The sequence below is a fragment of the Corynebacterium gottingense genome (assembly GCF_002285125.1).
GTDB lineage: Bacteria > Actinomycetota > Actinomycetes > Mycobacteriales > Mycobacteriaceae > Corynebacterium > Corynebacterium gottingense.
Window position 1 is genome coordinate 164343 of the sequence record NZ_NSGN01000006.1, and the last position, 11746, is coordinate 176088.

An 11746-nucleotide genomic window follows, 5' to 3' on the forward strand; every position below is an offset into this window, starting at 1 on the left:
GGCTAGTAGCCGCGGCGGATCCACTCCTCCAGGTGCGGGGCCTCCGCGCCGATGGTGGTGTGGTCGCCGTGGCCGGTGCGCACCACCGTCTCCGCGGGCAGGTCCAGTACGGACGTCTGCAGGGAGTGGATGATGGTGTCAAAGGACGAGAACGAGCGACCCGTCGCGCCCGGGCCGCCCTGGAACAGGGTGTCGCCCGAGAACAGCTCGCCGGCCTCCTGCGCGTAAACAACCACGGAGCCGGGCGAGTGGCCCGGGGTAGACAGCACCTTGAGGTCGGTGCCGGCGATCTGGAACGTGGTGCCGTCGACAAGCTGCTCATACTGCGCGTTGGGGTTCTCGCGCTGCCACAGGAAACCGTCGGTGGGGTGCAGGTACACCGGCGCGTTGACCAGCCGAGAGAGCTCCGGCGCGGCGTCGATGTGGTCCGAGTGTCCGTGGGTGGCAATGATGCCCTTCACCCGGCGGTCGCCCACCGCGGCGGCGATGGCGTTGGCGTCGTGGGCGGCGTCGATGATGTAGACCTCACTGTCGTCGCCGACGATCCAGACGTTGTTGTCCACCTCCCACTCGCCGCCGTCCAGCTTGAACAGGCCGGAGGTGACAACGTATTCTACGCGGAATGTCATGGTGGTCCTTTCGGGCTCGGTCTGACTAGAACTCGACGACGCTGCGCAACACGTCGCCACGCTTCATCTTGGCAAAAGCGTCCTCCACGTCGCCGACGCCGATGCGCTCGGAGACGAACTCGCCGAGCGGGAAGCGGCCCTGCAGGTGCAGGTCGACGTAGGTGGGGAAATCGCGCTCCGGCAGGCAGTCGCCGTACCAGGCCGGCTTGATGGAGCCGCCGCGTCCGTAGACGTCGATAGCCGGCACGTCGATGTGGTCGGTCTGGTTGGGCACGCCCACCATGACCATGCGGCCGGCCAGGTCGCGCGAGTAGAAGGCCTGGCGCCAGGTGGGCTGGATGCCCACGGCGTCGATCGCCACGTCGGTACCGAAGCCGTCGGTGAGCTCGCGGACTTTATCAATGACCTCCTGCTCGCTGAGGTCCTTCGCGCACACGGCGTGGGTGGCGCCGAAGGTCTCGGTGGCGGCGTCGCACTTGCGCTGGTCAATGTCCACCGCGATGATCTTCGATGCACCCGCGAGCGCAGCACCCGCCACTGCGGCCAGGCCAACGCCGCCCAGGCCGAAGACGGCGACGGAATCGCCGCGCTGGATGTCGCCGGTGTTCACGGCCGCACCGAGGCCGGCCATGATGCCGCAGCCGAGCAGGCCCGCGGCCGCCGGATCCTCGTCCGGGTTCACCTTGGTGCACTGCAGCTCGTGGACCAGGGTCTTCTCCGCGAACGAGCCGATGCCCAGCGCCGGGGTGAGCTCGGTGCCGTCCTCCAGGGTCATGCCCTTGGAGGCGTTGTGGGTGTTGAAGCAGTTCTTCGTGTCGCCCTTGCGGCAGGCGCGGCACTCACCGCAGACTGCGCGCCAGTTCAGCACGACAAAATCGCCGGGTGCCACGTGGGTCACGTCCTCGCCGACCGTGTCGACCACGCCAGCGGTTTCGTGGCCGAGGAGGAAGGGGAAAGCGTCCTCGATGTCGCCGTCACGGTATGCCAGGTCGGTGTGACACACACCGGTGGCCTGGACTTTCACCACTACATCGTTGGGGCCCGGCTCCGGGATGACGATGGTGGTGACTTCAACGTCTGCGCCCTTCTCGCGGGCGATGACTCCTTGGACCTTTTGGATACTCATAGGGCCCTACTGTACCGAAATTTGGAGATCTGTCACTTATCCGAGCACTGATCCGAGCGCTGGCCCCTCACACCAACCAAAGCCTTGACACATACCTAGATACGTTTCATACTTAGATACATGACATTCCCCCAACCTTGGATACGCGCCTTCATGCCGGCTGCGGTCCTCCGATGCCTCGCCGACGGGCCCGCGCACGGCTACGCCATCGCACAATCGCTCGAATCGCTCGGCTTCGGCAGACCAAAGGGCGGCTCCCTCTACCCCGTCCTGGGCAAGCTCGAGAACGCCGACCTCATCGAAGCCCACTGGGCCCCCAGCGAAAGCGGGCCCGGCCGCAAGACCTACTCCATCACCACCAAGGGCAAGGCCGAGCTCTTCGACTACGGCACCCAGCTCGACCAGCTCAAGGCGGCGCTTCGCGACGGGCCAACGCACACCACCGGCACCGCCGCCGCTGACTCTGCTGCTTCCACTGCGACCCGAAAGGACACGAAATGAGCTTCTGGACCGACCGCGCAACCCTTGTCCTCACCCTCAACCACGGCTTTTCCCGCGACGCGGCCGAGCAGGCCGCCGCCGATGCCGCAGCGCACGCAGACGCCGACGGGCTCACACCCGAGGCCGCCTTCGGCAAGGCCGACGAGTGGGCAGAATCCCACGCCGCCGAGGTCCGCGACGACTTGGCACACGGTGGCACGGACCCGTTCGTCGGTCAGGGACTGGCGCGCCCACCGCGCCTGGCCTGGATCTTCTTCGTCGCCACGGCAGGCTTCGCCATCGGACTCACCGTCGCCACCTGGAACGAAGACGTCACCCTTGGCATGGCGATCACCCCGGCGGTCCTCGCGCTCGGGCTGAGCGCCACGCTGGCAACGTACTGGAATCTCTACACCCGCATGGCGAAGTGGAAGGCCGGTGCCATTTCCGCCATCCCGCTCGTGGCGTTCAGCCTCATCGGTGCGTGGCTCATTACGGCGCTGAGCACGATCGACCTGCCGTTTGGCAACGGGTGGGGCCTCATCCTGGCACTGGTCATGTCGGCCGCAGCGTTCTTCCTGCCGTGGAAGAAGCGCGCGCCTCTCAACGCCGCCCCCACCGGCGATTGGGACACCACGGTCGCCAGGGAGCTGCGCGCCCGCGGCGAGTACCGCGAGCGCGAGATCCGCGAGGCACTGGCGGAAGCCCACGCGTTCGCCGAGGAAAACGGCACGACGGTGGAGGAAGAATTCGGCGACGCGAAGCGCTACGCGCACAGCCTCCCGTCGCGCCCGAAGCGTAAGTTGCAGCGCGCCGCCAGCATCAACGCCGGCGCATTCCTGCTCATGCTCGCCAACTTGGCGCTCAACTACTTCAGCGAAGACGGGCCAAACATGTTCGGCATCGTCATGTTCAGCATCGCCGCGGTATGCTCCGGCGCGGCAGCGATCTTCTCACTGCTTAAGATGCGGCAATCATAGCCGCGACGTGGGCGTGGCCGCGCTGGTTGACGTGGATGGGCAGGTTGCCCGGCCCGCCGTAGAAGTCTACGAGGCCGGCCCACATGCGCTGGTTATCCGGCGAGCACATGTTGTTGTTCCAGGTGGACGGCTTCATGTCCAGGAACTCCACACCGGTCGCGCGCGCAAGGTCAACCTGGGCCCACTGCGCGGAGTCCTCCCACTCCTGCACCGCCGCGAACGGGGTGTAGTCCGACACGTTCGGCGCAACATGGAAGAGGCAGACGCGGTCACCCTGCGTGATCTTGGGGTAGCCGACGATCTGGATGCGCGCGTTGGGGGCGGCGGCGCGAATACGATTGATCTGCGGCACCATGGCGGCGACAAAGTCGCGTCGAAAAGCGGCTCGATCGCGCCCGTCGTTGTGGTAGGTGTCGTTGAAACCGGTGGAGATGATCACGCGGGCCGTGCTGGGGGTCAGGCCGCCCTCGTCGACGGCGCGGGTGACCTGGGAGGCGAACTGCGGCCCCTTCTGGATGGAGACCGTGCCCGTGCAGGAGTAGTCCCAGGCGGGCAGCCCGAGTCGGCCGGCCGCCTGCTTGCCCCAGCTGGTTGGCGAGGTCGGGCACCACGTGGTCACGGAAGAGGAGCCGCGCGGGTCCAGCCCGAGCTTGCCCGCCGCCCACTGCGGGCCGCTCGGGTCCGCGATAACGGAGTCACCGAAGATGACCAGGTTTCGCTCCTGCGCCTGCGCGGCCGGTGCGCCGGCCATGCCGGCAGCCCCGACGGAGCCGATGGTGGCCAGGACCGCTGCGCAGGTGGCGGCAACCTTGGTACGAAGTGAAGTGCGCGTCATGTTCCGTATGCTCCTTGTGGCGGCATTATGTACAGGATGTGTATCCCCAAGTCGTAGACAAACGTTACCCGTGCCATACTTTCACCACAACATAAGTCACATACGTTTACTGAATTAACATCCCAAATCATTTTGTACAACTCAGCAGATATGCTGTGTCTGCCAGCTTTTCAGGGAAAGAAGGACCTCGCGCCATGCCGCACCCCGCACTCTCTCCCGTGGGCCGCGCCGCGTTCACCGCGCGCTCCGCGGTCCGCTTCCTCCGCGCCGCCACCCACGCCGGCTTCATCAGCGCCGAAGGCGGGCCGAAAGCCCTGCTCACCCTCGCGCCCGCGCTCGCACGCTACCACTTCACCACCGCGCGCGAGGTCGAGCAGGGCGCCGCGGCAGTGCCCGAGCGCACCGCGCTTATCGACGACGACGGCCTCCTCACCTACCGCCAGCTCCGCGACCACTCGCGCACCCTCGGCCGCTGGATGCTCGACGTCCAGCGCACGCAGGACCTCGACGCGCTGCGCATCGGCGTCATGGCGCGCAACGGCCGCGGCATCATCCTGCCCCTCGCGGCGAAGGGCTACACCGGCGGCACGATCTTCCTGCTCAACATCGGTTCCTCCCCAGAGCAGCTGGCCGGCATCATCGCGGAAAACGACATCAACATCCTGTTCATCGACGACGAGTTCGCCGACCGCATCCCCGAGGGGATCGACCACGTCACCACGGTGTGGGCGCACACTTCCCGCGACCACGGCGACGAGCTGACCCAGGCCGGCATCATCGCCCGCGGCACCCGCGACCTCCCCGCACTCCCCACCTTCCCCGCGCACGGCGACATGGTGCTCATGTCATCGGGCACCTCCGGCATCCCCAAAGGCATCCTCCGCCCCGAGCCGAAGCTGCCGATCGTGGTAGCCGGCTACCTCGAAGCCATGCCGTTCCGCTCCGGCCACACCATCCAGATGACGGCGTCCATCTTCCACACCTGGGGGTGGTCCGCGCTCAACATCACGCTCGGCGTGCGCGGCACCGTGGTGACCCAGCGCGTCTTCGATCCCGAGAACGTGTTCCGCCAGATCCAGAACTTCCGCTGCGACGGGCTCGTCTCCTCCCCTGTCTTCTTCAAACAGATGCTGGACGTCCCCGGCAACGAGCGCTACGAGACCTCGCACCTGAAGTTCATCGGCTCGGCCGGCAACGCGCTCACCCCCGCCATCATTGAGCGCATGCACGAGCGCTTCGGCCCCATCCTGGCCAACATCTACGGCTCCACCGAACTCGCCCTCGCCGCGGCCGCCGACCCGGAACTGCTGGCCAGCGACTTCTCCGTCGCCGGCCGCGTCCCGCCGGGCACGGTGCTCAAGCTTTACGACGCCAACGACCAGGAAGTCCCCCAAGGCGAAGTCGGCCGCATCTTCCTCAACAACGAAACGGCCCTGCGCGGCTACACCAACCCGGACACCCCGCTGGTCACCATCGACGGACTCGTGGAAATGGGCGACCTCGGCTACTTCGACGAGCACGGCTACCTCCACGTCTTAAGCCGCAACGACGACATGATCATCGTCGGCGGCGAGAACGTGCACCCGCAATCCGTCACCGAGGTCCTGGAGAAGATGCCGGGGGTGGACGAGCTCCACTCCGGCGGCGTCGACGACCCCGACACCTTCAAGCGCATCGCCGTGTGGGTGGTGCGCGAACGCTCCGACGCCGGCGCTCGCCTGACTCCCCAGGCAATTCGCGACTGGGTCCGAGCCCATTTGGCTGACCACTCCATCCCCCGCGACGTAAACTTCGTGGACAAGCTTCCGCGCAACGCGACGGGCAAGGTTGTCCCCCGCCTGCTGCCGGAAAGCCGCCGCGACACATAAGTCCCGAGGACCAGGGTGCCAGTGCTCATCCCCGGGCGGAAGGAGCCCCATGGGAGCTGCTGCACCGGGCCCGCGCGACAACGCCCGCGCACCATTCCTCCTCGCCCTCGCGTTCCTCATCACGGCCGGGTGGTCAGCGAACCACTTCGCCTCAGTGCTGGTGCTGCTGCGCCGCGACCACGACGTCTCCGCAGTGTTAGCCAACAGCGCCTACGGCATCTACGCGCTCGGGCTCTTCCCCAGCCTGCTCATCGGCGGGTGGATCGCTGACCGCTTCGGCTCGCGACCCGCCGTCGTTGCGGGCACCGTCATCGCGACCGCGGGCAATGTCTACCTCATGCTGGGTATCCCCGGGCACGGGTTGCTCCTCGGCCGCTTCGTCGTCGGGCTCGGGGTGGGGCTGGTCGTCAGCGCCGGTACTACCTGGGCAGGCAGGCTCCGCGGCGCGGGCGGGTCCACGCTCGCGGGCATCGCCCTGACCACCGGGTTCATGCTCGGTCCGGTCTCCTCCGGTGTGGTCGCCCACCTGGCCGCAGACGCGGTGAAGGTCCCGTTCGTGGTGCCGATTGTGATGGCTGTGGGGGTGATGGTGGCGTCGATACGCATGCGCGACGACGGCGCACCTGCGGTGACGAAGACTGCTGAGACTCGCCCGGGCCACAGCGAGGTCAAGGCGCTCGCGACTGCGGTGCCGATGGGGATATGGGTTTTCGCCTCGATCACGACCGCGATGGTGGTGCTGGCCGGGCGCACCGACTTTGCCATCGGCGCGGCGTTTATGCCTGGTGTGGCCGCGGTGCTGGGCTTTAGCGTGGCGCTGGCCGTGCAGGCGCTCGCGCGGCGCGGGCAGTGGGGGCCGCGCGCGGGTGTGGTCGGGGCGCTCGGTGCGGCCGGTGGCATGGCGCTCATCGCGGTTGGCGGGGCGCAGCCTTCCGCCGCCGTGTTCCTGGCTGCCACCGCGCTGCTCGGGCTCGCCTACGGACTGTGCCTGCGCGAGGGGCTTCTCGACGTCGACGAATACACCCCGCCCGACAAACGCGGCCGCGTCATCGGGCTGTACTACGTGGCCACCTACATCGGGTTTGGGATCTCGCCGCTGATCGCGTGGATCACGCCGCGCGTCGGGCCGAGCCTGCCGTTTGCGGTCTTCGCCGTGCTGGCTGCGTGCTCCGCGCTCATCCGCAGCGTGCAGATTCGGCGCGGGTACCTGATGCGTGGGGTTGTTGGGAGTTGAGGTTTCGTCGGTGTGGCGTCGTGGGTGTGACGTCCTAGATGGAGCTAGCTCCGTTTGGCCGATGCGGGCGACGGCGACCTGGGGTTTTGCGCGCGGCCTTGGTGCAAATGGAGCTAGCTCCGTTTGGGCGGGGTGGGCGATGGCGACCTGGGGTTTTGCGCGCGGCCTTGCTGCAAATGGAGCTAGCTCCGTTTAGAAGATGCGGCCACGCGGGTTCGAGTGCGATGGTCTCGTCGCTGATGGCGAAAATCTCTGCCTGTGCCCTTCTCATTTCCGGATAGCTGCAATAAACCATTCTTCCTCTAGGGGAAGATCACCTAAGATCGATTCGAAATCGCTGGAGATGATCGCCGGACGGAATCCTTCCGCATTGATCCTTGCTTCTTTGGTCTTCTCCCCTCCCACGCTCAACATAATTTTCCCTTGCTCAGCGGTTTGATGCCGAGCTAAAACATCATCGATTAGCGCTATAGAGCTTGCCCAGGATTCCTTGTCCGTATCATCAAAGGACTGTCGCGAGTAGAAATCGGGAAAGGGAATTCTCTGTACCGGAGAAGTACCAGAGGCCGAAACTTTCTTCACAGTGATCAATCGAAGGTTCGAAACCACGGATACTGGTAGCGCCAAGTCCCACACGGAAAAGAGCGGCCGAAGGGGCAATCGCTCATTCGCAGAGCGTACATTCACATGCACGTGGATAGCTTGGATATCTGTGTTCACAATGCGGGCCACGTCATTGAGTTCCCAAAGACCGAGAGAAACTTCCTTGTTCAAAGAACCTCCCGTTCTGGCGAAACCGAGGGACAACTCCGCCCACCGAAATCGGTCAAAGAGTAGGTCTAGATCTACTTCCACGTCAGCTGCGGTTACAGCTTCGAGAATTAAGTACTCGTCCTTAAACACGATGCATTTCACACGCCGCAGAGAAGCGTTACTTCCACGCCTCGAACCATGCCAGGTACATCAGCATAATCGTTGATGTCCACATCAACGTCGCCTGGAAATACCGTTTGCTCGTGATTCTTGCACACAGCACGTGCGGTAGCCCTATTTCCACGACCACCCCCACCAGGAATGGAATTTTTGGTGCCAATCCCTATCTTTCGGACTCCCTGGTTATGAGGCACTTTCGCCCAAAGTTCAATTCGTACATTCGCAGTTCTTGCGGAGCCAGAGACCTGATCCCACCATCCGTGGACACTGGCAGATCTAGGCCCTTCAGATGTAGAAATATGCGGGCGGTCGGAACGAGATTTAAATCTGAAGGGCTGCGGAAACATTCCATATGGAGTGATCTGTTCCTGTTCCCGCGGATCATTCAAATCAACCGCGTAGGGGACCGGGATTGCTTGTCCTAACGTGCTGGCCTGAGCGGGAGAAGTGAATGAAATGATGGTGAGAGCGTAAAAAGGGCACTGGCAGTTTTGTTCATGCATCTCCTAGAGAATCGCGGCATCGTTAGCTTAGCGACTGCATTCGTCTCACGGGCAGCTTCTGAATTGAATCTACCTAGAGGAGTCGGGGTAACAGAGGGAAAGGTTGTTACTGCGACGGGCACGTTTGACGCGCGCGTTTATAGCAAACCCACCCGCTTAGGTTGTAAAATTCCCGGCATGCCTAACAGTGCTTCCCGGGTCGCTCCCCCGCCTCGTATCTATCTGGCGTATGTGAAACGCTTCTTCCTAGACGACCTTCCCACGGCTTTACAAGTTTTGGCAGGTGCTAGTTTCGACGAAACAACCGTCCTCAACTGGATCGAAGAGGGGAAACAGATAAACCATGATATCTGGTATGAGGACATTCCCATTGATAATCTCCCTCATTCCAGTGCTGCACCGCGTGAAATCCTCATCCATTTTACCGGTGATTTTATGGACGAGGACTACTGTAATCAAGATCTCCAATGGTCGGATCCGGTAGGACGTAAAGCCCGCGTCCCAGATAATTTCCTTGGAATCGTGCGTCCCCAACCTGAACGAGAAGGAACACAAAACGAAGACGGTTATTTAGGCGATAACACGTACCTGTGGCGGGTCCCATGCCCATGGAAGAGTCGCTACTTGCTGTCACCGTTTACTGAAAGTAGTAACGAAAACATTAATTACGGTCGCCCTTTCTCGGTCTGAGTATCGCTTCAAGGGCCTATAGATTCGGTGGGGCGACCCACTTCTCACCCCGGATTTCCTGCGGCAACTCGACCCACTAAACCAACGAAGAAACCCCAGCTAAAACGGTGCGAGCTGGGGTTTTGTGCCCAGCCTTGGTCCAAATGGAGCTAGCTCCGTTTGGACAATGCAGCCTCGCCGGTTCGAGTGCGTTGATCTCGTCGCTGAGGCCTGCAATCAATGCCCTGCTCATATCCGGATAGCTGCGACAGACCATTCTTCTTCTAGGGGAAGATCACCCAATATCGATTCAAAATCACGGGAGATGATTACGGGTCGGAATCCCTCTGCATAGAACGTTGCTTCTTTAGTCTTCTTCCCTCCAACACTTAACACGATTTTCCCTTGCTCAGGTGTGCGGTGCCGAACTACGACATGATCGATTAGGGCTACAGCGCCTGCCCATGATTCCTTACCCATATCTTCAAGGCGATGCCGCGAATAGAAGCCAGGAAAAGGGATCCCTCTGTACTGGAGAGATTCCAGGACGTGAAACTCTCTTCATGGCGACCGACCGAAGGTTCGAAATGATAGCTACGGGGAGCGCCAAGTCCCACACAGCGAAGAGCTGTCGAAGGGGCAATCGGCCCTCCGCACAGCGGACATTCACATGCACTTGGATAGCTTGTAGCTCTTTGTTCATGTTGCGTGTGACGTCATTGAGTTCCCAGAGACCCGAATGAGGTTACCCTCGTTTAGTGGACACCCAACTTGCACGGATGTTGTGTCCGTAGGAGAGGATGTTCATTGTGCGCCAAAAACGCAAGAAGTACACGCCGGAGTATCGGCGTGAAGCTGCGAATCTAGTGATTGAGTCGCAGCGCCCGATCGCCCATGTGGCCCGAGAGATCGGTGTCGCCCCGGGACTTTTAGGTAAGTGGGTCAAAAATGAGCGGGAGCGACGCGGTGCTACTGATGGGATGAGTGAGGCTGATCTTCGGGCCGAGAATGCGCGCCTGCGCCGTGATCTGGCTGAAGCCAAGATGGATAATGAGCTTTTGTCAAAAGCGACAGCCTTCTTCGCCGCGAAGCAACGCGAGCAGAAAAGTTCGAACTAATGTGACGAGAGAAGGCAAACTACAGCATTAAACGTATGGCACGCCTGTTGAAGGTGTCTCGATCTGGATACTACAAATGGTCGTATACGCAGCAGCAACGACTCTTCGGCAACGATGATCGGGCGGCATTTTATGACGATGTTGACCGCAAGATCCGCCAGATTTGGGCTGACTCCGATCAGGTCTATGGTGCTCCGCGAATCACCGCAGAACTCGCTGATCGCTACGGCATTGCGCTCAACCGTAAGACTGTGGCTAAGCGGATGCGCCTGATGGGCATTGAAGGGATTTCACCGCGTGCTTTCGTCCCGGTGACCACGATTCAATCCAAGCGTAAGTCCACGCTTCCTGACCTGGTCAAGCGCATGTTTGATGCCGGTCAGCTGAACCGGGTGTGGACGTCGGATATTACTTACCTGCGCACCGGTGAAGGCTGGTTGTACTTGTGCGCGGTCCGTGACGGTCATTCCCGCCGTGTGCTGGGCTGGGCTATGGATAGTGTGCAAGATACTTCCCTGGTTGAACGAGCCCTGCGGATGGCGCATACGCTTCCGCGGTGACATTCCTGATGGCCTAGTGTTTCACGCCGACCGTGGCGCACAGTTTACAAGCGAGCAGCTCTGGGACGTCTGCCGCCAAATTTCTTACTGAGGTTCATCATCAGACCACGATATCCCGTTCTGGTTCACACCCCGAGACCTTAACCTAATGTTCACAGCTTTTTCATCCCCCATTCCCATCCCCCACGATCAGCATCAGGAGAGGGGGGAGCGTAGCAATGGGAAATCTTTGAAGCGTGAAAGTAGTCCGTGAACGGCTTTTGCTCAAGATGCACACATTCCTCAGAGTCCCATTCGAACGATGCCAATTCATGCCAGACCTCAAATTGTAGCCGCAAACAATGCAGATCCTTAAGGCCAAAAAAGCTGCATAGCTCTGAAATCGTAAACTCCGCAACGACTTCATCTTTGTACAGCTTAATCCGAACAACATGATGGTCAACGTCTACCGGTTCGCCACCCTCTAGGTTCCAGAGTGGGGTTTTTAACAATTTCATTAGAGCCTCCTTGATTAGACTCCCCTGTAAAGTCTCCCTGGCACCTTTCCAAGTTAAAAGGAATGGGGATGGTGGTGCCACGTCATATCCAGCGCAACCTCTTGTGGCCAACACACTTCACTCACGTTCCCTTTCAATTAGGGTACGCCCCAGAGTTACATGTGATGTGCTGGCATTAATGAAACACGGCGAGTAGGAAGTCTAATTCAACCCCAACTTCTGCGGCCCGAGAATTTGGCTATCTCTCTGTTCGCACTATTTATTCTTCATTTTCCACGACTTGCAATGCGTTTTGCAGACCATCGATAAGCTGG

11 protein-coding genes and 1 pseudogene are annotated in these 11746 nt (G+C 61.5%); 7 read left to right on the top strand and 5 right to left on the bottom strand.

What is annotated here, in order from left to right; all coding sequences use genetic code 11:
* Positions 1 to 2 precede the first annotated feature (2 nt).
* Positions 3 to 629 carry an MBL fold metallo-hydrolase gene (locus CKJ82_RS07510; RefSeq protein ID WP_095537646.1) on the bottom strand — a complete coding sequence of 209 codons (627 nt, stop codon included), beginning with the start codon at positions 627 to 629 and terminating at the stop codon, positions 3 to 5.
* Positions 630 to 654: 25 nt separating this feature from the next.
* Positions 655 to 1755 carry an S-(hydroxymethyl)mycothiol dehydrogenase gene (locus tag CKJ82_RS07515; protein ID WP_095535196.1) on the bottom strand — a complete coding sequence of 367 codons (1101 nt, stop codon included), beginning with the start codon at positions 1753 to 1755 and terminating at the stop codon, positions 655 to 657.
* A 120-nt stretch (positions 1756 to 1875) separates the two neighbouring features.
* On the opposite strand from CKJ82_RS07515, the gene CKJ82_RS07520 reads away from it, so the two are divergent.
* Together CKJ82_RS07520 and CKJ82_RS07525 are read left to right on the top strand one after the other, a co-directional pair.
* Positions 1876 to 2256, top strand: coding sequence for a PadR family transcriptional regulator (locus CKJ82_RS07520; protein ID WP_095537647.1), 381 nt, complete (start codon positions 1876 to 1878; stop codon positions 2254 to 2256).
* Entirely contained in the window at positions 2253 to 3215 is a 963-nt protein-coding gene (locus CKJ82_RS07525) for a heme-copper oxidase family protein (RefSeq protein ID WP_095537648.1), read from the top strand. Before CKJ82_RS07520 ends, CKJ82_RS07525 begins: the two co-directional genes overlap by 4 nt.
* Here CKJ82_RS07525 and CKJ82_RS07530 read toward each other — a convergent pair.
* Positions 3196 to 4050, bottom strand: coding sequence for a GDSL-type esterase/lipase family protein (locus tag CKJ82_RS07530; RefSeq protein ID WP_095537649.1), 855 nt, complete (start codon positions 4048 to 4050; stop codon positions 3196 to 3198). The two genes, CKJ82_RS07525 and CKJ82_RS07530, sit on opposite strands and share 20 nt — an antisense overlap.
* A 194-nt stretch (positions 4051 to 4244) precedes the next feature.
* Between CKJ82_RS07530 and CKJ82_RS07535 the strand changes: the two genes are divergently transcribed.
* Positions 4245 to 5918: an AMP-binding protein gene (locus CKJ82_RS07535; protein ID WP_095537650.1), complete on the top strand. Its 1674-nt coding sequence runs from the start codon at positions 4245 to 4247 to the stop codon at positions 5916 to 5918.
* Between the two features lie 49 nt (positions 5919 to 5967).
* A complete protein-coding gene (locus CKJ82_RS07540) occupies positions 5968 to 7152 on the top strand; it encodes an MFS transporter (protein WP_095537651.1) in 1185 nt (394 codons plus the stop codon).
* A 267-nt stretch (positions 7153 to 7419) separates the two neighbouring features.
* Here the strand turns inward: CKJ82_RS07540 and CKJ82_RS11660 are convergent, their stop codons facing one another.
* Positions 7420 to 8055, bottom strand: a complete 636-nt coding sequence (locus CKJ82_RS11660) for a hypothetical protein (protein ID WP_133064044.1) — start codon at positions 8053 to 8055, stop codon at positions 7420 to 7422.
* A gap of 710 nt (positions 8056 to 8765) precedes the next feature.
* On the opposite strand from CKJ82_RS11660, the gene CKJ82_RS12030 reads away from it, so the two are divergent.
* The 3 genes and pseudogenes from CKJ82_RS12030 to CKJ82_RS07555 form a co-directional block, all read left to right on the top strand.
* On the top strand, positions 8766 to 9278 hold the full coding sequence (locus tag CKJ82_RS12030; protein WP_240510724.1) for a hypothetical protein: 513 nt from the start codon (positions 8766 to 8768) through the stop codon (positions 9276 to 9278).
* Positions 9279 to 10057: 779 nt separating this feature from the next.
* A complete protein-coding gene (locus CKJ82_RS07550) occupies positions 10058 to 10375 on the top strand; it encodes a transposase (RefSeq protein WP_095537652.1) in 318 nt (105 codons plus the stop codon).
* A 23-nt stretch (positions 10376 to 10398) separates the two neighbouring features.
* A pseudogene (locus CKJ82_RS07555) lies at positions 10399 to 10935 on the top strand (IS3 family transposase); the annotation flags it as partial.
* A gap of 152 nt (positions 10936 to 11087) precedes the next feature.
* Here the strand turns inward: CKJ82_RS07555 and CKJ82_RS11665 are convergent.
* Positions 11088 to 11432 (bottom strand): hypothetical protein, encoded by a 345-nt coding sequence (locus tag CKJ82_RS11665; RefSeq protein WP_038587918.1) that lies wholly within the window; start codon positions 11430 to 11432, stop codon positions 11088 to 11090.
* Positions 11433 to 11746 lie beyond the last annotated feature (314 nt).